The organism is Microcella alkaliphila, from assembly GCF_002355395.1.
Taxonomy (GTDB): Bacteria; Actinomycetota; Actinomycetes; order Actinomycetales; family Microbacteriaceae; genus Microcella; species Microcella alkaliphila_A.
The window spans coordinates 1,823,402-1,847,141 of the sequence record NZ_AP017315.1; the positions used below are offsets into that span (position 1 = coordinate 1,823,402).

The following is a 23,740-nucleotide window of genomic DNA, read 5'->3' on the forward strand; positions in this document are numbered from 1 at the left end:
CTTACGCCCCCTCGGTCTGGATGCACTGCTCGGCACTCGCGGGACCAATGCGACCCTCGCGCGCGACTCGGACGACGATGCAGACGTGCTGGCCGGGTTCCGCCACGACCGCGAACTCGGCAGTGCGCTGCAGAGCGGGCGTGCCGTCGTCGACGCGCACGTGGAAACTGTCACCCGCGGCGAGGCCCGGGTCGTCCCACATGAAGGTCACTTCTGAGCCGTCGGCCTCCGCACGAACATCGGTCACGCGCGGGAGGGAACCGTCTTCGTTCTGCACGGCAAGCCACGTCGCTGTCGCGCCGAGTCCCACAACAACGAGGGCGATCAGGATGAGTGCTGTCGCGATGAGGTTCGATCGGCGCGAGCTCGTGGTGCGACGGCGGGTATCGGTGCCGGCTTCGGCCGAGGCCACCGTCTGATCGGGCTCGATCGGGCGCCGACGGCGGCGGCGAGACTTCCCCGATGTCGGCGTGCGGGGAGACGCCGACCGCACGACCGTCTGCTCTCCCGTGTCGCCGCTGATGGCGCGGGCCCAGTCGTCGACCGCGATGTCGGCATGGGTCGGCGCCAGTCCGAGTTCGGCCTCGATGCGTTGCAGGTCGCGGACGAGCTCGAGCGCACTCTGTTGACGTTTCGCGGGGTCTTTGCTCATGCCGCGACGCAGCACCGCCTCGAGAGACGCCGGAACATCATCTCGCCTGATCGCGGGCAGGCGGGCGCGCGTGATGCGGGCGATGAGGTCACGCGTCTCGTTCGCGCCGCCGGGTTCCTCGAACGGGGATCGGCCGGCGATGAGCGAATAGAGGGTCGCGGACAGCGACCAGATCTCGCTGGCGATCGTTCCGGTGGTCTCATCCAGCAGGACTTCCGGCGCGGACCAGGGCACGGACATCCCGACGGTCTCCCCCGCATCCGGCGCGGCCCCGAGACTCGCGGCGATTCCGAAGTCGCTGAGAACGGGGTGCCCGAAGAGCGTCGTCAAGATGTTGGACGGCTTGATGTCTCGGTGCAACACACCGCTTTGATGGGCGGTCTCGATGGCGCTGCCGATCTGCACGCCGATCCGCACCGCCTCGGCAACCGGGATACGCTCCGTGCGGAACCGGTCAGCCAACTGCGCGCTGCACAGCTCCATGACGAGATAGGGCCGCCCATCCGCCGAGATGCTCGCCTGGTACACCGTGAGGATCCCCGGGTGCGACGACAGCTGGGCCATCAGGTTCGCCTCGACCTGGAACATGCGGCGCACGCTCTCGGTGACGACGTCGGCAAGCATGACCTTCACGGCCACCTGGCGCCTCGGCATGTTCTGCTCGTAGAGAAAGACGTCGGCAAAGCCACCGGTACCGAGCAGGCGCACGTGCGTGAACCCGGGCAGGATCGGAGGCGCTGATGGCCGACGGAGCACCACGAGACCCCCCTCCCGGTGTGATTGCGATAAGTGTAGGAGGTCCGCTCAGTTCGCGGCGGCAGGGGCGCGTACCACGTCGATCACGATTAAGGTGATGTTGTCGCGACCGCCCTGCGCGAGCGCCGCATCCAGCAGTGCGTTGGCCGTCTCGCGAGCGCTCAGGCGGGCGGCCAAATGCAGACGCAGCCGCTCGTGCGGGACCTCTTTCGTCAGACCGTCGGAGCACAGCAGCAGGCGCATCCCGGTCTCCAGCGAGAGGTCGACAAAGTCAATGTCGGGCTCCAGCGAGAAGCCCACGGCGCGCGTGATCACGTTCGCCTCGGGGTGCGCCTCGGCGTCCTCCGCGGCGATTTCGCCCGCGGCCACGAGCTCCTGCACCAGCGAGTGGTCGACCGTCACCTGACGGAGCTCATTGCCCGTGAACGCGTACACCCGCGAGTCGCCGACGTTGAACACGGTGAGCCGAGCGCCGGCCTCGTCGGCCGTCAGAGCCACGCCCGTCACGGTCGTGCCGATTCCGCGCTCTTCTTCGTCGAGATCGTGGATGTCCCAGGTAGCACGGTGGAGGGCGTCCGAGATCTCGTCGCGGCCTACAAAGTCGCCCGTCCCCGCGGCCTGCAGACGCCGAACCACCGCGTCGCTCGCACGGTCGCCGTGCAGGTGGCCGCCCATCCCGTCGGCGACGGCGAAGAGCGGCACGTCAGCGAGGTAGCTGTCTTCGTTGTGAGCGCGTCGGTACCCCACGTGCGTGACGCCGTGCCAGGCAAGCTCGATGGCGCCCGAACGCTGGGGAAGCCCCACGATGTGGCGCACGGTGCTGCGGCCGATGGCGGTCACGACGACTCCTCGTGGGCGGGCGGGTAGGGGCGGAACTCGAGCACAATGCCGTCACCGAGGTCGACGGCAGTGTCGGGCAGGACGGCGCACGACTCGCCCGGCCGGAGCCTTCGGGCAGGCCCAGACGCCCAGTGTACGTGCAGGCCGTTCGTCGACCCGAGGTCGGTCACCACAAGGGTCTGGCCGAGCTGCTCGATGCGCGCGTGCGTCGACGATATTCCAACGCGGTCGGCGGGCACCACCAGTCGGCGGGGGTCGGCCCCGGTGGGCACGCGCGACCCGCCGGGAGCGCGCCCGATGATGACCGGGCGGTCAAGGGGCACGACCGTGGTCGTGCCGCGCACCGCGAGCATCCATCGAGGGGTGTCGGAAGCGGGAGCCTCGTCGTTGGCGTCGTCGTCCGCGACGTGGCGGACCGCCCGGACGCCCGGCAGCGACCGCAGCACGTCGTCCACCGCCACGCTGATCGGACGCTGGGCCGTGGCCTCGGACGGTTCGACAAGGCGGATGATCGTGTCGTCGATATCGCGCCTCTCGCGGTCTTCAGAGTCGTCGGCGCGCACCCCGCCACGCTACCCCGAGATCATTCCTCGCCGAGATAACTCATCACGTGCTTGATGCGCGTGTAGTCCTCGAAGCCGTAGTGCGAGAGGTCCTTGCCGTAGCCGGAGTGCTTGAAGCCGCCGTGCGGCATGTCGCTCACGAAGGGGATATGGGTGTTGATCCACACACATCCGAAGTCGAGATCGCGGCTGAAACGCATCGCCCTCGCGTGATGGTCGGTCCAGACGGACGCGGCGAGGGCGTACCGCACACCATTCGCCAGCGCGAGTGCCTCCTCCTCGGTGCGGAAGGTCTGAACCGTGAGGACGGGTCCGAAAATCTCCTCCTGCACCGCTTCGTCGTCTTGTCGCATGCCGGTCACGATCGTCGCCTCGAAGAAGTAGCCGCGGTCGCCCTGACGTGCACCGCCGGTCACGATCTCCGCGTGAGCGGGTAGGCGCTCGATCACGCCCGAAACGCGGGCAAGCTGGTCGACGTTGTTGAGGGCGCCGTACAGGATTCCGTCCTCGTGCGGCGCGCCAGTTCGGGCATGCGAGCGCGCCCGAGAGACGAGCGCCGCCACGACGTCGTCGTGGACCGACTCGTGCACGATGACCCGCGTCGCGGCCGTGCAGTCCTGTCCCGCATTGAAGTAGGCGGCGAGGACGAGACCCTCCGCGACCTTCTCGGGGTCGGCGTCGGGGAACACGATGGCCGGCGCCTTCCCGCCGAGCTCGAGATGCACGCGCTTCAGGTCGTCGGCGGCGGCACGAGCAACCTGCATGCCCGCGCGGACGGAGCCGGTTATGGCGACCATCTGCGGCGTCGCGTGCTGCAGGAGCGCTGCGCCCGTCGAGCGGTCGCCGGTGACGACGTTGAGAACCCCTGCCGGAAGGTGCTCGGCGGCGAGTCGGCCGAGCAGCAACGTCGACTGCGGCGTCGTGTCGGACGGCTTCAGGACGACGGTGTTCCCTGCCGCGATCGCCGGAGCGATCTTCCACGCCGCCATGTTGAGCGGGTAGTTCCAGGGCGTGACCTGCCCGATGACGCCGACGGGCTCCCTCCTAATGAATGACGTGTGCCCGGCGAGATACTCTCCGGCGGAACGCCCATCGAGATCGCGCGCGGCGCCGGCGAAAAAGCGCAGCTGATCAACGGACTGATCGATCTCGTCGGCCACCAGAGAGGCGCGCGGCTTTCCGGTGTCTTGCGACTCCAGGTCGGCGAACTCGTCGGCGTGAGCCTCCATGGCATCGGCGAGGCGGAACAGTGCGAGCTGACGTTCGGCGGGAGTGGTGCGGCCCCACGAGGCGAAGGCGCGATCCGCGGCGGCATAGGCGCGATCGATCTCCTCTGCTGTCGTGATGGGAGCGTGCGCGTACACCTCCTCGGTCGCCGGGTCGATGAGGGCGATGGCGTCGCTCGCGGCGCTCTCGACCTCGGTTCCGTCGATGATGGGGCGCAGAATCGTCTCACTCATGGGGCCACGATAGCGGCGCTCACGGCACGAATCCAGAGTCTGACAACGGATTCCGTCGCAATTATCCCCATGGTGATGCGGAATCGCTTGCCAAAGCCTGCTTGCGCTGTCAGAATCAGGAGCATGTCCGCACGCCCGAAACCGGTACAGCTCGACGAAGTGTCAAAAGCGATCGTCGAACAGCTGCAGACCGACGGTCGACGCTCGTACGCCGAGATCGGTAAGGCCGTCGGCCTCAGTGAGGCAGCCGTCCGCCAACGCGTGCAGAAACTCACCGACGCCGGCGTGATGCAGGTCGTTGCCGTGACCGACCCGATGCAGCTGGGCTTCTACCGTCAGGCGATGATCGGCATCCGGGTGACCGGCGACACGACGGCGGTCGCAGAAACCCTCGCGAGTATCCCGGCCGTCGACTACGTCGTGTTAACCGCCGGCAGCTTCGACATCCTCGCCGAAGTGGTGTGCGAGAACGACGACGACCTGATCAGCCTGCTCAACACGCGCATCCGCGGCATCGAGGGCGTGGCGAGTACCGAGACGTTTGTGTATCTACGACTGCAAAAGCAGTTCTACAACTGGGGAACGAGATGAGCATTTTCACGCGCAGCAAGAAGAAGGCCCACAAGGCCGAAACCACGCACCACCACGAGCACAGCGTGGTTGCCGACGGGGCCCTCGACGGTGCCATCGCCGCGAGCGAGCACGCCGAGCTGCAGCGCAAGGCGAAGGACCACCTCTGGATGCACTTCGCGCGCCAGTCGGGAATGGAAGCCGGCAACGGCGTCCCCATCATCGTGCGCGGCGAGGGACACCACGTCTTCGACGCGGAGGGCAAGAAGTACATCGATGGCCTCTCTGGACTGTTCGTCGTGCAGGTCGGTCACGGCCGTGAGCGTCTCGCCGAGGCCGCACGCAAGCAGGCGGAAGAGCTCGCGTTCTTCCCCCTGTGGTCATACGCCCACCCGGCCGCGATCGAGCTCGCCGACAAGCTGGCCGACTACGCACCCGGTGACCTGAACCGCGTGTTCTTCACCACCGGCGGCGGCGAAGCCGTCGAGTCGGCCTGGAAGCTCGCCAAGCAGTACTTCAAGCTGACCGGAAAGCCCATGAAGCACAAGGTCATCTCGCGGGCGGTCGCGTACCACGGCACGCCGCAGGGCGCCCTCGCGATCACCGGCATCCCCGGCATGAAGGAGATGTTCGAGCCGCTGACGCCCGGCGGATTCCGCGTTCCCAACACGAACTACTACCGCGCCGAAGAGATGGGGTTCCACGGCTCGCTGGAAGAGTTCGGGCAGTGGGCCGCGAACCGTATCGAAGAGGCGATCCTCTTCGAGGGGCCCGACACGGTGGCTGCGGTCTTCCTTGAGCCGGTGCAGAACTCGGGCGGCTGCTTCCCGCCGCCCCCCGGCTACTTCCAGCGCGTCCGCGAGATCTGCGACAAGTACGACGTGCTGCTCGTCAGCGATGAGGTCATCTGTGCGTACGGTCGCATCGGCGAAATGTTCGCCTGCACCGCGCTCGGCTACGTTCCCGACATCATCACGAGCGCGAAGGGCCTCACGAGTGGCTACTCACCGCTCGGCGCGATGATCGTCAGCGATCGCCTGTACGAGCCGTTCACGCACGGCCAGACCGCGTTCTACCACGGCTACACCTTCGCCGGTCACCCGGTCTCGGCGGCCGTCGCGCTCGAGAACATCGCGATCATGGAGGAAGAAAACATTCTCGAGAACGTGCGCGAGAACTCCCCGAAGTTCCGCGCCGCGCTCGAGCGCCTCAAGGATCTCCCCATCGTCGGCGACGTCCGCGGTGAGGGCTACTTCTTCGGTATCGAGCTGGTCAAGAACAAGGAGACGCGCGAAACCTTCAACGAGGACGAGTCGGAGCGGCTGCTGCGCGGTTTCCTCTCGAAGGCGCTGTTCGACGCCGGGCTCTACTGCCGTGCGGATGATCGCGGAGACCCCGTGATTCAGCTCGCGCCGCCGCTCACCATCGGCCCGAAGGAGTTCGACGAGATCGAAGCGATTCTGCGTGCGGTCCTGACCGAGGCATCCAACCGCCTGTAATCGACACCGTTCGGTCGGGTCGCGCGCGACGATAGCGGCGACCCGACCCCCTGTCTACCCCGCGCGGCGCGCCTGGGAATCCGCCATACTCGGCACATGACGACGACGGTTGCGCCCCCGCCTCCCCCGGCGACCCGGCGACGGGCCCGCGCGCTCAATCCCGCCGACGTTCTCGTTCTCGCCAGCCTCATCGCGGTGAACGCCCTGATCGCCATGTTCGGCTCCGCCGTGTCGCGCCCGCACATCAACGGCTGGTATGCCGAGGTCGCGCCCCCGATCTGGGTGCCACCCAACTGGGTATTCGGTGTCGTGTGGTCGGCGCTGTATCTGAGCATCTCCATCGCTGCGTGGCTGGTCTGGCGGGAGCGTCGACGGCGGCGGGTGACGATCGCGCTGACGGCCTACGTCATTCAGATGGTGCTCAACTGCCTGTGGTCACCCGTGTTCTTCGCCCTGTATCCGGCCATCGGATCGCCCGCCACCTGGCTTGCTCTCGGTATTCACATGGCGTTGCTATTGTCTCTCGTCGTGATGACCAGCGAGTTCTGGCAAGTCCGACGCACAGCGAGCATCCTCACGGCACCGTACGCGCTCTGGGTGATTTACGCCGCCTCCATCACCGTGGCCTACGCGGTGATCCTGCCCTAGAGAGCGTGTCAACGATCGTGATCGCCCGCCGTCCCTGAGGTGGGACTCGGCGCGTCGTGAGTTGACGCGCAGAAGACGTGGAGGCTCGACTTCTACGCTCAACGCGTGATTGAGCAGGGACCCCGCGGCGCGACGCGCGCGACGAGCGCGACCGCCGTGCGCGAGGAGTCGCGTCCGACGCGGGCGCGTTCCATCGCGACGCTGCTCACGTTCCTCATCATCGGCGCAACGGTCGCGCTGACCGGCGCCCTCGTCGCGGGCCATGCGGTGGCCGGCTGGTACGCATCGGCCGACAAACCGATGTGGACCCCCGCCGATGACGCGTTCGCCCCGGTGCTCGGCCTCAGCTACGGCCTGATGGCAGTCGGAGCGTGGCTTGTCTGGCTGACTCCCGAAACCGAGGAGCGATCGGCAGCATTGACGGTCTACGTCCTTCAGCTTGCGCTGGGCGCCATCTGGGCTCCCGCATTCTTCGGACTCGGCGGTGTAGTCGGCGCTGCAGGGCCGTGGGCCTCGCTCGTCGTGATCGTGCTGACCGCGATCGTCCTTTTGGCCACCCTGTTCCGCTTCTGGGAACTGAGCCACGGTGGGGCCCTGCTTCTGATCCCCGCCTTTGTTTGGGTGCTGTACGCCATGACATTGAACGCAGCCATTGCCGTGCTGGCACTCTAGCGTCGACTCGCGCGTTACCGTGGTCGTGTGACCGCCCACCACCCCCGCCCCCTGTCGCCTGCCGCGCGGGCCGGGCGCGCGATCGCGCTGAGCCTCGCCGTCCTCATGGTCGCCGTGCAGTTCGCGATCCTCGGAGGCGTCGCCTGGGGCGTGCAGAATCCACGGGTTGTCGCCGACCAGTGGACCGTCGCCCGCTACACGCCGCCGGCCGAGATCTCCGCGCTCGCCGACCGGGCTGGGCTCAGTGATCGTGGTCGGTTCTACTTCTATGCCAGCCGCCCCGAGATCGTGCCGACCGTCGAGTTCGACGATGTGTGCACCTTCCGCGAACCGGGAATCGGCGTACTCGGGTGCTACACCCTCGCAGACGGTCGCATCTTCCTCTTCCCGATCAGCTCACCCGAGCTCGAGGGCCTGCAGGTCGTCGTTGCCGCTCACGAGATGCTGCACGCCGTGTGGGACCGGATGGAGAGGGAAGAACAGGAAGCGCTCGCTGGCCCCCTCGAGGAGGCATTTGCCGCGCTCGGCCCCGATCACGAGCTGGTCGAGCGCATCGCGTTGTACGAGGAGATGGACCCGAGCTCACGAATCCCCGAGCTATACGCGATCCTCGGAACCGAGGTTGCCGACCTTCCCGCGGTCCTGGTCGAGCACTATTCGGGATGGTTTAACGACCGTGATCGCGTGACGGGGCTGTACGCCGAGGCGAACGCCGTGTTCCGCGACCTTGACCGGCGGCTCGAGGCACTGCAAGACGACCTCACGGAACTCTCCGCCGTGATCGACGCCGACCGTGCCGAATTCATCCGCGAATCCGACGAACTCGCCGCCGACATCGCCGACTTCAACGAGCGCGCCGATACGCCGGGCGCCTTCGACAGCGAGGAGCAATTCGCCGCCGAGCGGGCCGACATCATTGCCCGCCAGGAGGCGCTTGAAGCGTCGCGCGATGCCCTGAACGCCGCCGTTGATCGCTACAACGCCCTCGTTGCCGATCTCGAGGCCCTGAACGCTGAAGCCGCGGAGCTGAACCGAGCGATCAACATCTCGGTCACCCCGCAGGAGGCCGAGCCCGACGGCTAGATCGGGAAGAGCTGATCGATCGCATCCAGGTCCTCCGCGGCCGGGGTCCATGCGGAGACTGCGGCGGCGTTTTGCGCAACCTGCTCGACGGTTGTTGCCCCCGCGATGATGGACGCCATGGCGGGACGCGACAAAAGCCATCCGATCGTTGCCTCGAGCATCCCGATGCCGCGGTCGTGGCAAAAGCGTTCGTATGCGTCGATCGCGTCCCAGGGCGCGCCCTCCAGAAGGTGAGGTCGCTGACGCATGATGCGGGAATCGGTCGGGCCTCCGGTGCGGCTGAACTTGCCAGTAAACAGGCCGTTGTAGAGCGGGAACCAGGGCAGGAAGCCGACACCGTAGCTCTCCGCGACAGGCAGCAACTCTCGCTCCGCGTCGCGCGTGAGGAGGTTGAACTCGTTCTGCGCCGAGATGAAGCGCTCGTGGCCGTGCAGCTGCGCGACGAGGTCGGCCTCGACGAGTTGCCAGGCGGCGAAGTTGGAGTGCCCGATGTAGCGGATCTTGCCCTCGTCGATGAGCTCGTCGAGGGCGGCGAGGGTCTCCTCGATCGGCGTGAGCGGGTCGGGTGTGTGGAGCTGGTAGAGATCGATCCAGTCGGTCTTCAACCGCGTGAGGCTCTGCTCGACGGCAAGTCGCACGTAACGGCGGGATCCGCGCGCCCCCCAGTGCGGAATCGGGCTCTCGTAGTCGGTGTGACCGAACTTCGTCGCGAGCACGATCTGGTCACGCTTACCGACGAGCGCCTCGCCCATCATCGATTCGCTGCGGCCGTAGGCGTAGCCGTAGATGTCGGCCGTGTCGAAGAGTGTGATGCCGTGGTCGATGGCCGCGTGCATGACGCGAGCCGCGCCCTCCTGCTCCTCCGTCGCGGTACCCGGTCGGCCGAAGTTGTTGCAGCCGAGCCCGACGCTCGAGACCCGAAGTCCCGAGGTGCCCAGGGTGCGGTACGTCATCTCTGTCATGCCTCCTATCCTCCCAAACCCCGAATCGATGTCCCGTCTCCCCGTGAGGCTCGGGATGCTCGCACCGCGTCGGATGCGCCCGGTAGCGTTCCCCGCATGCCCGAGACCCCGATCGACCCCGCTGACGCCGCCACCATCTCCCCCGCCACCGTGATCGGCCCCGATGGGCGCGCGCGCTGCGCCTGGGTGGGCGACACCGCCGACGTGCAGCACTACCACGACGACGAGTGGGGTGTTCCCGTGCGCGGCGACCGGGCACTCTTCGAACGCATTGCGCTCGAAGGATTTCAATCCGGGCTGTCGTGGCTGACGATTCTGCGCCGCCGCGACGGTTTCCGCTCGGCGTTCGCGGGCTTCGACCCCGCGGCGGTCGCACAATTCGGCGATGCCGACGTCTCCCGGCTCCTCGACGACGACACGATCATCCGCAATCGTCGAAAGATCGAGGCGACCGTGGCGAACGCCCGCGCTTTGGTGGCGTGGCAGGCGGAGCAGACGCACGCGCTCGACGCGCTCGTGTGGTCGTTCGCCCCCGAGCCGTCCGAACGTCAGCGACCACGCACCCTCGCCGATGTTCCGACGCACACGGAGGCGTCGCGCGCACTCGCCGCGACGCTCAAGTCGCGCGGTTTTCGCTTCGTCGGCCCGACGACGATGTACGCCCTGATGCAGGCAACGGGCGTCGTTGACGATCACATCGCTGGCTGCTGGCGCGCCGGCGACTAGTGAGTGTCAGGCGTCGACACGGCGTATCCGGGTCAGCGATCCTGCGGCACGACGAGTTCCAGCGAGTCCTTCCCCGTACGGCGAAGCTCCCACCCGAGTCCCGCGGCGCGGGCGCACAGGTCATCGAGCGTTGCGGGCACGGGGCCAGCAGACACCAGATCGCGCACGAACAAGCCCTTGCCGCGCTTGTTGAAGTGGTTCAGCGCGCGCGTCGTGCCATCGGCATCCCTCGCCACCACGGTCACCGTGGCGACCTCCTGAGCAGGCGACGCGGTCGGCAACGGCCCGAGCGCTGCGTAGCTCGCCGAGCGAAAGTCGACGAGCGTCTCGCCTGTACGGGCGAGGGTCTCGGTGCACGCGTGTGCCCACACCCGCTTCAGCGACACCCCCGGCAGGCGCGAGTCGGCCGACAACCGGTACGCCGGGATGTGCTCGAGCGCGCTTAGGAGTCCGAACAGTGCCGACTGCACGAGCACCGATGTACCCAGCACCTGCCGCTCTGCGGCGCCCAGGGAGCCGGCGTCGAGCGCGTCGTACAACACACCCGTGTAGCGGTCGATCGCTGGCATCATGGGTGCCTCGTCGAGGGCTCGGTCACGCGCAATCTCCGCGGCGGCCGCTCGATGACCCACCTTGAGCGCCCGCGCGATGACCTCGTCATCACTTCCGGCGACCAGCTCGTCGAGCGCACGGCGCACCGTTCGTCGCGGGTCGACGAGTGTCGGAAATCTCGGCGACAGATCGTCGCGCGCGGGCTCTCCCCCGTCACGCTTCGTCTCCGACGGGGGCAGGAGGATGATCGTCACGAGCGGAGGAAGGCGACGGCCCGATCAACGAGATCGGGCAGCGGTTCGACCGTGTCGAGCTGGAGCCTCGGACGCTGCTCGGCAAGATGCGACCACGGCGCGTATTCGTCGAGCGACTGTTCCACCGCGTACCACGACGGCTCGGCGATGTGCGCGAGGTCGCGTCTGCGCTGCTCCAGGCGCGCGCGATGCACGTCGCGGTCGCTGCACACCACCTCGATGAAGCGCACTTCCACGCCATAGCGATCGGCCAGCGTCACCCACTGTTCCCTGGCGGGCTGGACCGCGTTCACCGCGTCGACGATCAGGCTCTGCCGTGAACGCAGAACCGCTTCCGCAATACGCTCGGCAACAAGGTAGGCGGCGAGGCCCGTGGGCTGCCCCGCGTCGATGCCGGCGCTGAGAATCGCTGACTCGAGCGGGTCGACGGAAACAACCGGTATCGATAACCGTGCCGCGATCTGCTCGGCCACGGCCGACTTCCCTGAGCCGGGAAGGCCGGCCATGGCGACGAGCACGAAAGGGCTACTGGATTTCGGCGAAACCCGCGACGACCGTCACGGTGTCGTTCTCAACGGAGAGGAAGCCGTCTTCGGCGCGCGCGATGATCGGCGACCCCGACACGGGGGTGATGCGCACCTCGCCGGCGCCCAGAATGCCCAGCACGGGTTCGTGTCCCGGCAGGATTCCGATCTCGCCCTCGGTCGTGCGCGCGACGATCTGCTTCGCCGCGCCCGACCACACTTCGCGGTCGGCGGCGACGACGCTGACGGACAGCTCGGCCACGATTACTCGTTCTCCGCCTGGATCTGCGCCCACTTCTCTTCGACGTCGCTGATCGAGCCGACGTTGAAGAAGGCCTGCTCGGCCACGTGGTCGAACTCGCCCTTGGCAATCGCGTCGAACGACTCGATGGTGTCCTTCAGCGGGACGGTCGAGCCCTCAACACCGGTGAACTTCTTCGCCATGTACGTGTTCTGCGAGAGGAACTGCTGGATGCGACGGGCACGCGACACCGTGATCTTGTCTTCCTCGCTGAGCTCGTCGACGCCGAGGATCGCGATGATCTCCTGCAGTTCCTTGTTCTTCTGCAGAATCTGCTTGACGGTCGTTGCCACCCGGTAGTGGTCCTCGCCGATGTAGAGCGGGTCGAGGATACGACTCGTCGAGGTGAGGGGGTCGACCGCGGGGTAGAGACCCTTCGACGCGATCTCACGGCTCAGCTCGGTGGTCGCGTCAAGGTGCGCGAACGTCGTTGCCGGGGCCGGGTCGGTGTAGTCGTCGGCAGGAACGTAAATCGCCTGCAGCGAGGTGATCGAGTGACCGCGCGTCGAGGTGATGCGCTCCTGGAGGATACCCATCTCGTCGGCGAGGTTCGGCTGATAACCCACGGCCGACGGCATACGGCCGAGCAGGGTCGACACCTCGGAGCCGGCCTGCGTGAAGCGGAAGATGTTGTCGATGAACAGCAGAACGTCCTGCTTCTGCACGTCACGGAAGTACTCGGCCATGGTCAGGGCCGACAGCGCGACGCGCAGACGCGTGCCCGGCGGCTCGTCCATCTGACCGAAGACGAGGGCGGTCTTGTCGAAGACTCCGGCCTCGTCCATCTCCTGGATCAGGTCGTTGCCCTCACGGGTACGTTCACCCACGCCGGCGAACACCGACACACCACCGTGGTCCTGCGCCACGCGCTGGATCATCTCCTGGATGAGGACCGTCTTGCCGACGCCGGCGCCTCCGAAGAGGCCGATTTTTCCACCCTGCACGTACGGGGTGAGCAGGTCGATGACCTTGATGCCGGTTTCGAAGAGCTGCGTCTTCGACTCGAGCTGGTCGAATGCCGGAGGCTTGCGGTGGATCGGCCACCGCTCGGTGACCTCGATCGTCTCGCCCGGCTCGGCGTTGAGCACCTCGCCGATCACGTTGAACACCTTGCCCTTGGTGACGTCGCCGACGGGCACCGAGATGGCGGCACCGGTGTCGCGCACCTCCTGCCCACGCACGAGACCGTCCGTCGGCTTCAGTGCGATGGCGCGGATGAGGTCGTCGCCGAGGTGCTGGGCGACCTCGAGCGTCAGAGTGGTGGTCGCGTCACCAATCGTGATGTCGGTCTCGAGCGCGTTGTAGATGCCGGGGATGGCATCGTGCGGGAACTCGATGTCGACAACCGGGCCGGTGACGCGTGCGACGCGGCCGACGCCAGCGACAGCGGCCGGCTGGGCCTGCTTCTTCGTGGTTGCGGTAGCCATGGGTGTTTTCCCTCTTCTTCTGGTTACTTCGCCGACACCAGGGCGTCGGCGCCGCCCACGATCTCGGAAATCTGCTGGGTGATCTCGGCCTGACGCGCGTTGTTCGCGAGTCGGGTGTAGTCGAGGATGAGCTTGTCCGCGTTGTCGCTCGCCGACTTCATCGCCTTCTGACGCGCGGCGTGCTCGGAGGCAGCCGACTGCAGCATCGCGTTGAAGATCCGGCTCTCGATGTACACCGGCAGCAGCGAGTCGAGCACCTCGTCGGCGTCCGGCTCGAAGGAGTACAGCGGCAGCAGCTCCGTGTCGCCCGGGTCGTCGACGCCGTCGACGATCTCGAGCGGCAGCACCCGCACGATCTCGGGCACCTGCGAGACGAGGTTGACGAAGCGGTTGTACACGACGTGGATCTCATCGACGCCACCGTCGGACTCGCCGCCGGCGATGAAGGCCTCGACGAGCGTGTCGGCAATCTCCTTTGCCGTGCTGAACTCCGGCTGATCCGTGTTGCCCGTCCACTGCTGGGCGCTCGGACGACGACGGAATGTGAAGTACTGCACGGCCTTGCGCCCGACGAGATAGTGAACGACCTCTTTGCCCTCGCCTTCGAGCCGCGTGCGCAGCTCGGAAGCCTCGCGAATCACCTGCGAGCTAAAGGCGCCCGCGAGACCGCGGTCGGACGTGAAGATCAGCACGGCTGCCCGCTTCGGCGTTTCGCGCTCCGTCGTCAGCACGTGATCGACGTCGGAGTAGGTCGCGACCGCCGACACCGCTCGGGTCACGGCCCGGGCGTACGGCGTCGAGGCGGCCATGCGCGCCTGCGCTTTCTGAATTCGCGAGGCGGAGATGAGCTCCATCGCGCGCGTGATCTTCTTGGTCGTCTGGGCAGAACGAATCTTCTGCCGGTAGACCCGAAGTTGCGCTCCCATGAGTGTCGTCTTTCCTTAGGTGTGATCGTCGGTCGTCTGCGGCGGGGACCGTCAGCGCTTCCTGCGGACGATCTTCTCCTGGTTGATGTCTTCGGTCTCGGTCTCGCCGAACTGCTCGCTGCCGGCCTGAACGCCGTCGCTTCCCGCGCCCTGGAACTCGGTCACGAAAGAGTCGATCGCGGCATCGAGCTCGGCCTCGGTCTCCTCATCGAGCACATTGCGCTCGGCGAGGGTCGTGAGGATCGAGGTGTTGCGCCGCAGGTGATCGAGCAGCTCGCGCTCGAAGGTCAGCACGTCATCGACCGCGATCGTGTCGAGCTTGCCCTTGGTGCCGGCCCAGATCGCGACGACCTGTTCCTCGACGGGGTACGGCGAGTACTGCGGCTGCTTGAGCAGCTCCGTCAGGCGAGCGCCGCGCGCCAGCTGGCGTCGGCTCGCCGCGTCGAGGTCGGAGGCGAACATGGCGAAGGCCTCTAGCGAGCGGTACTGCGCGAGCTCGAGCTTGAGCGTTCCGGAGACCTTCTTGATGCTCTTCACCTGCGCGTCACCACCAACGCGGGACACCGAAATACCCACGTCGACCGCGGGACGCTGGTTGGCGTTGAACAGGTCGGACTGGAGGAAGATCTGACCGTCCGTGATCGAGATCACGTTGGTCGGGATGTACGCGGAGACGTCGTTCGCCTTGGTCTCGATGATCGGAAGACCCGTCATCGATCCGGCGCCCAGCTCGTCGGAGAGCTTCGCGCAACGCTCCAGCAGACGAGAGTGCAGGTAGAAGACGTCTCCGGGGTACGCCTCACGGCCCGGCGGGCGACGCAGCAGGAGCGACACGGCACGGTAGGCCTCGGCCTGCTTCGACAGGTCGTCGAAGATGATGAGCACGTGCTTGCCGCCGTACATCCAGTGCTGGCCGATGGCCGAGCCCGTGTAGGGGGCGAGGTACTTGAAGCCGGCGGGGTCGGAGGCGGGGGCCGCGACGATGGTGGTGTACTCCATCGCTCCCGCGTCCTCGAGCGCGCCCTTGACGGCGGCGATCGTGGAACCCTTCTGGCCGACGGCGACGTAGATGCAGCGCACCTGCTTCGAGACGTCGCCCGAGTCCCAGTTGGCCTTCTGGTTGATGATCGTGTCGATCGCGATCGCCGTCTTGCCCGTCTGGCGGTCACCGATGATCAGCTGACGCTGGCCGCGGCCAATCGGGATCATGGCGTCGATGGCCTTGATGCCGGTCTGCATCGGCTCGTGCACGCTCTTGCGCTGCATGACGCCGGGGGCCTGGAGCTCGAGGGCACGACGACCCTCGTCGGCGATGTCGCCGAGACCGTCGATCGGTGCGCCGAGCGGGTCGACGACGCGTCCGAGGTAGCCGTCACCGACGGGAACGGAGAGGACCTCGCCCGTGCGGGTCACCTCCATGCCTTCGACGATGCCGGTGAACTCGCCGAGCACGACGACACCGATCTCGTTCGCGTCGAGGTTCTGCGCCAGGCCGAGCGTTCCGTCCGCAAAGCGGATCAGTTCGTTCGCCATGACGCTCGGCAGGCCGGCGACGTGTGCGATGCCGTCCGCGGCATCCACCACCCGGCCGACCTCGGTCGCCGCGACGGCGCCGGGCTCGTACGAGTTCGCGAAGTCCTTCAGCGCATCGCGGATCTCGTCCGGGCTGATCGAAAGTTCTGCCATGTCTTTTCCTTCGTCGTTGCGTCCCGAAGCCGGGCCGCTGGGTGGTGTGGCCGGCGCTACCGCGCCAGCTGAAGCGTGAGATCGGTCAGTCGCGCGGCGATGCTGCCGTCGATGACCTCGTGCCCGACCTGGATGCGGGCGCCGCCGAGGATCGCCGGGTCCACCACCTGCACCAGCAGGTGCTCCCGGCCGTAGCGCTCGCGAACGGTCTCGGCGACGTTCGCGAGCTGGGCGTCGGAGAGTGTCGCAGCGACGGTGATCGTCGCGAAACCCTTGCCGACCGCGTCCGCGACGAGCTCCGCCCCGGTGCGCACGAGCTCACCGACGCGCCGACCGCGCGGCTGGCGGACGAGGTGGCTCATGATCGTCGTGGCCTCCCCGCTCGCACGACCGGCCAGGAGACTCTCGACGAGCGCGCCGCGCGCCGCCGGCGTGCCGCGCGTCCCGCTGAGGGCGAGCTCGAGCTCTGCGCTGCCGGCGACGAGCTGGCCGACCCCATCGAGTTCGCGAGCGACCGCATCCGCATCGTCCGAGGAAAGGGCGATCGCGCGAATGCCGAGCTCTTCGATCCCTGCGATCAGCTCCGCAGGCGAGGACCAGGATGCGGACAGTGCCGCCTCCAGCACCGCTCGCGCGGGAACGCCGAGTTCGGCGAACACGCGGTCGCGCATCGCCGTCGCCGCGGTACCGTCTGCGGCGGACAGCGCCGACTGCAGACCGTGGGAGGAGCCGATGAGCCGGGCAGCGGCGAGAAGCTGCTCACCCGCGGCGCGGTCGAGCCCCGGTGTCGCCGCGAGCACCTCGCGCGCGCCAGCCAGAGCCGTCCGAGTCGCTGACCCCATTTACGTGGTCGCCTTCTCGTCGGCGTCCAGGTCGGCCAGGAAGCGGTCGACGATGGCGGTGGCCTTGGCGTCGTCCGTCAGGGTCTCCCCGATGACTCCCCCGGCAAGCTGGATCGCGAGGGTTCCCACCTCGGTGCGCAGCGACACGACCGCAGCCTGGCGCTCCGCCTCGATCTGCTGCTGAGCGGTCGCGGTGATGCGCGCAGCCTCGGACTGTGCCTGCTGCTTGAGGTCGGCGAGGATCGCCTGACCGTCGGTGCGGGCCTGCTCACGGATGCGCCCCGCTTCGGCGCGCGCCTCGGCGAGGAGCGCGTTGTACTCCTCGAGCTGCGCCGACGCCTCAGCCTGGGCGGCTTCGGCCTTGGCGATGCCCCCCTCGATGAGCTCAGCACGCTCGTCCAAGATCTTCCGGAATCGCGGCATGACCCAGAGGAAGAAGAACGCGAGAATCAGCGCGAAGGGAACCGCTGACCACACGATGTCGTACACCGGAGGCAGGAACAGCGCGATTCCTGCGTTCGCGGCGATCGTCGGGCTCGACAGCATCAGGTGCGCCTTACTGGAAGATGAAGAAGGTGGCGACGCCGATGAAGGCGAGCAGCTCGGCGAACGCGATGCCGAGGAACATCGTCACCTGCAGGCGGCCGGCCATCTCGGGCTGGCGAGCCATCGCCTCGACGGTCTTACCGGCGATGATACCCACGGCGAGGCCGGGGCCCAGCGTTGCGAGGCCATAGCCGACCGTCGCGATGTTGCCCGTGATCTGCGCGAGGATTGTGGAGTCCACGTGTGTTTCCTTTCGGTGGTGATCGCGTCGTCGAGTGACGAAGCGGTGCGGAGGTTAGTGGTGATCGGACGCGGCCTGCTGAATGTAGACCGCGGTAAGCAGGGTGAAGACGTACGCCTGAAGAACCGCGATCAGCAGCTCAAACAGGGTGATGACGATGCCGCCGAACAGCGTCAGCGCGCCGAACGCCGCAGCGGGGCCTGCGACGCTGACGAAGAAGAAGTTCGTCGCGGAGAACGCCAGGACGAGCAGCAGGTGGCCGACCATCATGTTCAGAAGAAGACGCAGCGCGAGCGAGACGGGCCGCATGATGAAGATGTTGATCAGCTCGACGGGCGCCAGGAGCAAGTAGAGCACCGGAGGAACGCCGGGCGGGAAGAGCGCGTTGCGAATGAACGGCCACCCGCCCACCTCGCGGATGCCGGCGTAGATGAACGCGACGTAGGACACCAGCGCCATCGTGAGTGGCATTCCGACGAGAGATGTTCCGGCGATGTTGGCGAATGGGACGATGCCCGTGATGTTCATCGCGAGAATCGCGAAAAACAGCGATGCCAGAAGCGGCAGGAAGCGGCGCCCGAGGCGTTCACCGAGGATCTCCTCGGCGATCTGCACGCGCACGAAGTCGAGGGCCATCTCGGCGGCTCCCTGGCCGCGGGTCGGCACGAGGCGCGACTTGCGAAGAGCCAAGTACATCAAGAGCACCATGATGGCCAGCGCGATGAGGCGCACCATGATGATGCGGTTGATCTCGAAGGGCGTGCCTTCGAAGAACAGAGCGGGAAGGCCGACGAACTCGTCGATGCCGGGGGCTTTGAACTGGCCGTCTTCGCCGGCGAAGGGTCGCAGGAGAGAGGCAGTGACGAGGGCAGAAGTAGACAGCGCAGTCTCCAAGATCAGGGCGTCGGTCAGATCAGAAAGCGAGGTGATCGGCGTGGGTGACCGGGGTCAACCCTATCAACTCGAGGCCCGGTCGGACGAATCGGCGGCGTCCCCCGGCAGTGGAGGGTCGGCATACGGAATACGCGAGCGCAGAACGGCGACAACGTCGGCCCCCACGCTGCCGACTGCGGCCGCGACGAGCGCGACGAACAGAGCGACCGGATCCAGTGCATCCACCCCGCGGAATACGGCGACGAACCCGATGAAGCCCACCAGCTTCACCAGCCATGCGCCCATGATGATGACGAAGAACACGGGGCTGGAGGGGTCGTCTTTCGTCGTGCGCACGGCGATCAGCAAGCTGAGCGCGGTGATGCCGACGAACAGGAAGCCGACGGCCGCGCCGATGAGCGCCGACAGCAGTCCGGCGAGACCGGCGACAAGAGCCCCGACGACGCTGCCGACGATGGCAATCAGGATGCTCACCGCGGCTCCGTAGAGCAGTGACAGCTTCAGAGTCTTTTCGACGTTCATGACCGGCGGTTCTCCTCGGTGGTGTCAGCGACGGGCGCGTCGCGGGGGTCGGGTTCGTGGTCGATCGGCGGCGCGGCCGCGTCGAGCGGGTCGTACTGCGCGAGCTGGGCATCGGGGTGCGGGGCGCGCTGCGCGGCAGACTCGACGCGCTTGCGTCGGCTGAGCGGGGCAAGCGTGACAATGGCGCAGAGCACGAGGCCCGCGCTCACGCCGCCGAGGGCGATACGCCAGTCGACAAACATGAAGGCGAGCGTGCCGACCGCAACGACCGCCGTCCAGCCGTAGAAGATCAGCACGGCGTGAAAGTGGCTGTGCCCCATGTCGAGCAGGCGGTGGTGCAGGTGCAGACGGTCGGCGCTGAACGGGCTCTTCCCGGCCCGCAGACGTCTCAGCACCGCAAGCCCGAAGTCCATCAGGGGAACGATCAACACCGCGAAGGGAAGCATGAGCGGGATGAACGCCGGAAGCAGCTGCTCCGAGCCGATCGACGCCGGGTCGATTTGTCCCGTCACCGTGACCGTGGAGACGGCCATGAGCATCCCGATCACGAGCGCTCCCCCGTCGCCCATGAAAATCTTCGCGGGGTGCCAGTTGAAGGGCAGGAATCCGAGGGTGGCGCCGAGCAGAACCGCCATCACCATGGAGGCGAGGTTGAACGCCGACTGACCGGTCGAGGTCGACAGGATGTAGCTGTAGGCGAAGAACACGCCGCCCGCGATCAACGTGACCCCGGCGACGAGTCCGTCGAGACCGTCGATGAAGTTGACGGCATTCATCACGAGGACGACCGCCAGGATCGTGATGATCAGCGAGAGCGTCGGAGACAGCACCGTGATGCCCTCCCCCGGCCCGACCGGGAGGGACACGATCTGCACGCCCGCCCAGGCGAGAAACCCGCCGACCAGCAGCTGGCCGGCGAGCTTCGTCACCCAGTCGAGGTCGAGGATGTCGTCGACCACGCCGATTGCGAGCATGATGAGCGCCGCGGCCGCGATCGCAAGAACGGGCCACGGGTCGGCAAACACGGGCCGGAACCAGCTGATCTGAGAGGCCACGGCGAGGCCCGTGAGAACCCCCACCACGATGGCGATACCCCCGAGTCGCGGCGTCGGACGGGTGTGCACGTCACGCTCACGAATGCCGGGATAGAGCTTGAAGCGATGACTGAGCCGCACGATCGCCCAGGCACCGACGAGGCTGATGACCGCGGCGATGAGGGCAATCAGCAGCAGGAATCTCACGCGATGCGCTCCGCACCGACGATGCGGGCGATGTCGTCGTCGGGGATGACGCCGTGGCGAAGGATCCGCAGTCGCCCCTCGGGAAGCGCCAGGCTCGTGGCATCGACGATCGTCGAGCCGTTGTCGCGGCCGTTGACGGGCGCGACGCCCCGCGGACCCGCGTCGAGGTACACGGCGACGCGATCGCCGAGCATGTCGACGGCCTCCTGGCAGCTACGGGCGGCCGGGCGGCCGCTGAGGTTCGCGCTGGAGACCGCGAGCGGCCCGGTGTCGGCCAAGAGGTTCAGGGCGACGGTGTCATCGGGCATACGCAAGGCGACAGTCCCTCCCGTCTCACCGAGGTCCCAGGTGAGCGACTCGCGTGCTTCGACGACGACGGTCAAGCCCCCCGGCCAGAACTCGCGCACGAGCGCCGTGATCTCGTCGGGCACGACCTCGGCGAGAGCGGTGAGCGTCGGGATACCCGGAATCAGCACCGGCGGGGGCGCGTCGCGGCCGCGTTCCTTGGCGTCGAGCAGGCGCTGAACCGCTTCAGGGCGGAAGGCGTCGGCGGCGACGCCGTAGACCGTGTCCGTCGGCATGACGACGAGCTCGCCGCGGCCGATGGCGCCTCGCGCGGCCCGCAATCCGGCGAGGAGTTCGGCCTCCACGCTGCAGTCAAAAACGCTCACCATGATGCTCCCATCATAGTCGGGCAGACTGGAGGTGCCGCCCGGTCGAGCGGCGCCCGACCCCGCCGAGAGGACCCCGATCCGCCGTGCTGTTTCTGTTCGACATGGACGACGTGCTGTGCGACTACGACTGGCGCACGCGGATGGCGGCCCTGACGGCCCGAACGGGGCACGATCTCACCGAGTTGCGGCGGCGCTGGTGGCTGAACGGCCTCGAATTCGCGGCCGAGGCCGGCGATCCGGCCGACGCCGACGAGTACCTGGCCGTCGTGACGGCAGCGATCGGGGCGGACATTCCTCGAAAGGAATGGGTGCGCATCCGGGCGGAATCAACGGTCGCGCGGCCAGAGGCGGTGGATGCCGTGCGGCGGGCCGCCGAATTCGGTCGCGTCGCGTTGCTGACGAACAATTCGATCCTGATCCACGAGCATCTGCACGAGGTCGCGTCCGAGCTCGCCGAGGTGATGGGACGCGAGCATCTGCACGCGAGCGCCCGGTTCGGGGCCCGGAAGCCCGACCCCGCCGTCTACGCCCGCGCCATGGAGCACTACGGGGCGACCGCGGCACAGACGTTCTTCACCGACGACCGGCCCGACAACGTCGCCGGCGCCGAATCCCTCGGCATCACCGGTCACGTGTACGTACACGCGGCCGGCCTGCGGGCCGCGATCGGCGCGTTCGCTGAACGCGCCGCCGCCTGACGACTCAGCGGGCGGCCGTGGTCGCGCGGTCGCGTCCGAGCAGGTCGGGATGCGTCGCCGACGCCCGCAGGCCGGCCTCGGCCAGGATGCGCCGGACCGCAGATCCCTGCTCCTCACCGTGCTCGACGACGAGGGTGCCGCCCGGCACGAGCAGCCGATGGGCCGTGGCAGCGACGGCTCGCATCGCGTCCAATCCGTCCGTGCCCGAGTAGAGAGCTTCTGGGGGGTCGAACAGCCGAACCTCGGGGTCGCGGGGCAGCGCGCGCTCGGGCACGTACGGCGGGTTCGACACCACGACGTCAACGCTTCCGGCGAGCTCGGGGAGCGCGTCGGCGAGGTCGGCAACGACCACGCTCACGCGACCGGCCCCGAGCCGCTCGACATTGCGGCGCGTCCACGGCACCGCCTCGGGCGTCTTCTCGACCGCGACGACTCGAGCGTTCGGCACCTCCGTGGCCAGCGCGAGCGCCAGGGCGCCGCTGCCGCTGCCGAGGTCGACGGCGAGCGGCTCGACGGTGGGGCGCGCCCGCAGCGCGTCGATGGCGTACTGCGCCACGATTTCGGTTTCGGGCCGCGGAACGAATACGCCTGGGCCGACCGCGAGGGTGAGCCCGCGAAAGGCCGCGACGCCCAGGATGTGCTGGAGCGGTTCCCGGCGCGCACGACGATCGACGAGCGTCACCACCTCGGCGACCCGGTCGGCCGGCACCCTCATCGCGGTGATCGCCTTCGCCTCGACCTCGCCGCGACCGAGCTCGAGAACGTGACCGATGAGATGGGCCGCGTCGCCGCGGGCCGATGCCACGCCCGCCGCCGCGAGTTCGTCGCTCGCCCAGGCGAGCAGGGCATCGATCGTGGCCGCCTCGCTCATCGCGCTGACGCCACGTCTCGCGCCGCTCACGTTTCGTCGCCGAGAGCGGCGAGCCGCGCCTCCTCGTCCGCTTGGATGCACGCCTCGACGACGGGGCCGAGGGCCCCGTTCATCACGGCATCCAGGTTGTAGGCCTTGTACCCGGTGCGGTGGTCGGCGATGCGGTTTTCGGGGAAGTTGTAGGTGCGGATGCGCTCGGAGCGGTCCATCCCGCGGATCTGACTCTTGCGCGCATCCGACTGCGCAGCCGCGATCTCTTCCTGCTGCTTGGCGAGGATGCGGGCGCGGAGGACGCGCATGGCCGCTTCGCGGTTCTGCAGCTGGCTCTTCTCGTTCTGCATCGCCACGACGATTCCGGTCGGGAGGTGCGTGATGCGCACGGCCGAGTCGGTTGTGTTGACGCTCTGGCCGCCCGGGCCGGACGACCGGTAAACGTCGATCTTCAGGTCGTTCTGGTTGATGTCGACCTCCTCGGGCTCGTCCACCTCGGGGAACACGAGCACACCGGTCGTTGACGTGTGGATGCGGCCCTGCGACTCGGTCGCCGGAACGCGCTGCACGCGGTGCACGCCCCCCTCGTACTTGAGGCTCGCCCACACGCCGTCGGCGGGATCGGACGACGTCGACTTGATGGCGACCTGCACGTTCTTGTAGCCGCCCAGGTCGCTCGTGGTCGAGTCAAGAAGCTCCACCTTCCAGCCGCGCGACTCGGCATAGTACGAGTACATGCGCAAGAGGTCGGCGGCGAACAGTGCCGACTCTTCGCCACCCTCGCCGCCCTTGATCTCCATGATCACGTCGCGCCCGTCGTCGGGGTCACGAGGAATCAGCAGGCGGCGCAGCTTCTCCTGCGCCTCAGCGAGAGCCTCCTCCAGCGCGGGGACCTCGTCGGCGAACGCCTCGTCGTCTTTCGCAAGCTCACGCGCGGCCGCTAGGTCATCGCCCGCCTGCTGCCACACGTCGTGCGCGTGCACGATCTGGTTCAGCTCGGCATATCGCCGGTTGAGCTTCTTCGAGCGCGCGGGGTCGGCGTGCACCGCCGGGTCGGCGAGCTGCTCTTGCAGTTCGGCGTGCTCGGCGATGAGCGCCTCGACGCTATCGAACACGTGT

At 67.6% G+C, this 23,740-nt stretch carries 27 protein-coding genes; 7 read left to right on the top strand and 20 right to left on the bottom strand.

Translation table 11 applies throughout. The annotated features are described in order from the left end of the window. Position 1 precedes the first annotated feature (1 nt). Genes CPY97_RS08945 through CPY97_RS08960 form a run of 4 tightly spaced genes read right to left on the bottom strand, consistent with a single transcriptional unit; the run spans position 2 to position 4,271 of the window. Positions 2-1,411 (bottom strand): serine/threonine-protein kinase, encoded by a 1,410-nt coding sequence (locus CPY97_RS08945; protein ID WP_096422031.1) that lies wholly within the window; start codon positions 1,409-1,411, stop codon positions 2-4. A gap of 45 nt (positions 1,412-1,456) precedes the next feature. Continuing rightward, positions 1,457-2,248: a PP2C family protein-serine/threonine phosphatase gene (locus CPY97_RS08950; RefSeq protein WP_096422033.1), complete on the bottom strand. Its 792-nt coding sequence runs from the start codon at positions 2,246-2,248 to the stop codon at positions 1,457-1,459. Next, positions 2,245-2,811 carry an FHA domain-containing protein gene (locus CPY97_RS08955; protein WP_096422035.1) on the bottom strand — a complete coding sequence of 189 codons (567 nt, stop codon included), beginning with the start codon at positions 2,809-2,811 and terminating at the stop codon, positions 2,245-2,247. The genes CPY97_RS08950 and CPY97_RS08955 overlap by 4 nt, the downstream gene beginning before the upstream one ends. A gap of 20 nt (positions 2,812-2,831) precedes the next feature. Next, complete coding sequence (locus CPY97_RS08960; protein WP_096422037.1) at positions 2,832-4,271, bottom strand: gamma-aminobutyraldehyde dehydrogenase; 1,440 nt, start codon at positions 4,269-4,271, stop codon at positions 2,832-2,834. 123 nt (positions 4,272-4,394) lie between these two features. Here CPY97_RS08960 and CPY97_RS08965 point away from each other — a divergent pair, with 123 nt between their 5' ends. The 5 genes from CPY97_RS08965 to CPY97_RS08985 all read left to right on the top strand — a co-directional run bounded on the left by CPY97_RS08965 (position 4,395) and on the right by CPY97_RS08985 (position 8,743). Then, positions 4,395-4,862, top strand: coding sequence for an Lrp/AsnC family transcriptional regulator (locus CPY97_RS08965; protein WP_096422039.1), 468 nt, complete (start codon positions 4,395-4,397; stop codon positions 4,860-4,862). Positions 4,863-5,011: 149 nt separating this feature from the next. Beyond that, positions 5,012-6,340 (top strand): aspartate aminotransferase family protein, encoded by a 1,329-nt coding sequence (locus tag CPY97_RS08970; RefSeq protein WP_231924085.1) that lies wholly within the window; start codon positions 5,012-5,014, stop codon positions 6,338-6,340. 96 nt (positions 6,341-6,436) lie between these two features. Further along, entirely contained in the window at positions 6,437-6,988 is a 552-nt protein-coding gene (locus CPY97_RS08975) for a TspO/MBR family protein (RefSeq protein ID WP_096422043.1), read from the top strand. A gap of 105 nt (positions 6,989-7,093) precedes the next feature. Next, a complete protein-coding gene (locus CPY97_RS08980; RefSeq protein ID WP_096422045.1) occupies positions 7,094-7,660 on the top strand; it encodes a TspO/MBR family protein in 567 nt (188 codons plus the stop codon). Positions 7,661-7,687: 27 nt separating this feature from the next. Further along, positions 7,688-8,743: a hypothetical protein gene (locus CPY97_RS08985; protein ID WP_096422047.1), complete on the top strand. Its 1,056-nt coding sequence runs from the start codon at positions 7,688-7,690 to the stop codon at positions 8,741-8,743. Here CPY97_RS08985 and CPY97_RS08990 read toward each other — a convergent pair. Further along, a complete protein-coding gene (locus CPY97_RS08990; protein ID WP_096422049.1) occupies positions 8,740-9,705 on the bottom strand; it encodes an aldo/keto reductase in 966 nt (321 codons plus the stop codon). The genes CPY97_RS08985 and CPY97_RS08990 overlap by 4 nt on opposite strands. 96 nt (positions 9,706-9,801) lie before the next feature. Between CPY97_RS08990 and CPY97_RS08995 the strand changes: the two genes are divergently transcribed. Continuing rightward, positions 9,802-10,431, top strand: a complete 630-nt coding sequence (locus tag CPY97_RS08995) for a DNA-3-methyladenine glycosylase I (RefSeq protein ID WP_162495428.1) — start codon at positions 9,802-9,804, stop codon at positions 10,429-10,431. Between the two features lie 32 nt (positions 10,432-10,463). On the opposite strand, the gene CPY97_RS09000 is transcribed toward CPY97_RS08995, so the two are convergent. The 13 genes from CPY97_RS09000 to CPY97_RS09060 all read right to left on the bottom strand — a co-directional run bounded on the left by CPY97_RS09000 (position 10,464) and on the right by CPY97_RS09060 (position 21,061). Continuing rightward, positions 10,464-11,237, bottom strand: coding sequence for a YaaA family protein (locus CPY97_RS09000; RefSeq protein ID WP_231923895.1), 774 nt, complete (start codon positions 11,235-11,237; stop codon positions 10,464-10,466). Next, positions 11,234-11,743, bottom strand: a complete 510-nt coding sequence (locus CPY97_RS09005) for an AAA family ATPase (RefSeq protein ID WP_231924086.1) — start codon at positions 11,741-11,743, stop codon at positions 11,234-11,236. Before CPY97_RS09005 ends, CPY97_RS09000 begins: the two co-directional genes overlap by 4 nt. A gap of 19 nt (positions 11,744-11,762) precedes the next feature. Beyond that, complete coding sequence (locus CPY97_RS09010; protein WP_096422053.1) at positions 11,763-12,023, bottom strand: F0F1 ATP synthase subunit epsilon; 261 nt, start codon at positions 12,021-12,023, stop codon at positions 11,763-11,765. 2 nt (positions 12,024-12,025) lie between these two features. Next, the gene (atpD, locus tag CPY97_RS09015) at positions 12,026-13,489 is read right to left on the bottom strand and encodes a F0F1 ATP synthase subunit beta (RefSeq protein ID WP_096422055.1); all 1,464 of its coding nucleotides are present in this window, start codon (positions 13,487-13,489) and stop codon (positions 12,026-12,028) included. A 23-nt stretch (positions 13,490-13,512) separates the two neighbouring features. Then, positions 13,513-14,415, bottom strand: coding sequence for a F0F1 ATP synthase subunit gamma (locus tag CPY97_RS09020; protein WP_096422057.1), 903 nt, complete (start codon positions 14,413-14,415; stop codon positions 13,513-13,515). Positions 14,416-14,466: 51 nt separating this feature from the next. Continuing rightward, the gene (gene atpA, locus CPY97_RS09025; RefSeq protein WP_096422059.1) at positions 14,467-16,101 is read right to left on the bottom strand and encodes a F0F1 ATP synthase subunit alpha; all 1,635 of its coding nucleotides are present in this window, start codon (positions 16,099-16,101) and stop codon (positions 14,467-14,469) included. Between the two features lie 56 nt (positions 16,102-16,157). Then, positions 16,158-16,943 (bottom strand): F0F1 ATP synthase subunit delta, encoded by a 786-nt coding sequence (locus tag CPY97_RS09030; protein ID WP_096422061.1) that lies wholly within the window; start codon positions 16,941-16,943, stop codon positions 16,158-16,160. Further along, positions 16,944-17,489 (bottom strand): F0F1 ATP synthase subunit B, encoded by a 546-nt coding sequence (locus CPY97_RS09035; protein WP_096422063.1) that lies wholly within the window; start codon positions 17,487-17,489, stop codon positions 16,944-16,946. A gap of 10 nt (positions 17,490-17,499) precedes the next feature. Continuing rightward, a complete protein-coding gene (gene atpE, locus CPY97_RS09040) occupies positions 17,500-17,730 on the bottom strand; it encodes an ATP synthase F0 subunit C (protein ID WP_096422065.1) in 231 nt (76 codons plus the stop codon). Positions 17,731-17,784: 54 nt separating this feature from the next. After that, positions 17,785-18,624 (bottom strand): F0F1 ATP synthase subunit A, encoded by an 840-nt coding sequence (gene atpB, locus CPY97_RS09045; RefSeq protein ID WP_231923896.1) that lies wholly within the window; start codon positions 18,622-18,624, stop codon positions 17,785-17,787. 63 nt (positions 18,625-18,687) lie between these two features. Then, the gene (locus tag CPY97_RS09050) at positions 18,688-19,146 is read right to left on the bottom strand and encodes a hypothetical protein (protein ID WP_096422069.1); all 459 of its coding nucleotides are present in this window, start codon (positions 19,144-19,146) and stop codon (positions 18,688-18,690) included. Next, positions 19,143-20,387, bottom strand: a complete 1,245-nt coding sequence (locus tag CPY97_RS09055; protein ID WP_096422071.1) for an MraY family glycosyltransferase — start codon at positions 20,385-20,387, stop codon at positions 19,143-19,145. The genes CPY97_RS09050 and CPY97_RS09055 overlap by 4 nt, the downstream gene beginning before the upstream one ends. Then, on the bottom strand, positions 20,384-21,061 hold the full coding sequence (locus tag CPY97_RS09060) for an L-threonylcarbamoyladenylate synthase (RefSeq protein WP_096422073.1): 678 nt from the start codon (positions 21,059-21,061) through the stop codon (positions 20,384-20,386). Before CPY97_RS09060 ends, CPY97_RS09055 begins: the two co-directional genes overlap by 4 nt. Before the next feature lie 83 nt (positions 21,062-21,144). Between CPY97_RS09060 and CPY97_RS09065 the strand changes: the two genes are divergently transcribed. Next, positions 21,145-21,759, top strand: coding sequence for an HAD-IA family hydrolase (locus CPY97_RS09065; protein WP_096422075.1), 615 nt, complete (start codon positions 21,145-21,147; stop codon positions 21,757-21,759). A 4-nt stretch (positions 21,760-21,763) separates the two neighbouring features. Here the strand turns inward: CPY97_RS09065 and prmC are convergent, their stop codons facing one another. After that, positions 21,764-22,630, bottom strand: coding sequence for a peptide chain release factor N(5)-glutamine methyltransferase (prmC, locus tag CPY97_RS09070; protein ID WP_096422077.1), 867 nt, complete (start codon positions 22,628-22,630; stop codon positions 21,764-21,766). 26 nt (positions 22,631-22,656) lie between these two features. Next, positions 22,657-23,736: a peptide chain release factor 1 gene (gene prfA, locus CPY97_RS09075; protein ID WP_096423544.1), complete on the bottom strand. Its 1,080-nt coding sequence runs from the start codon at positions 23,734-23,736 to the stop codon at positions 22,657-22,659. Between the last annotated feature and the right edge of the window lie 4 nt (positions 23,737-23,740).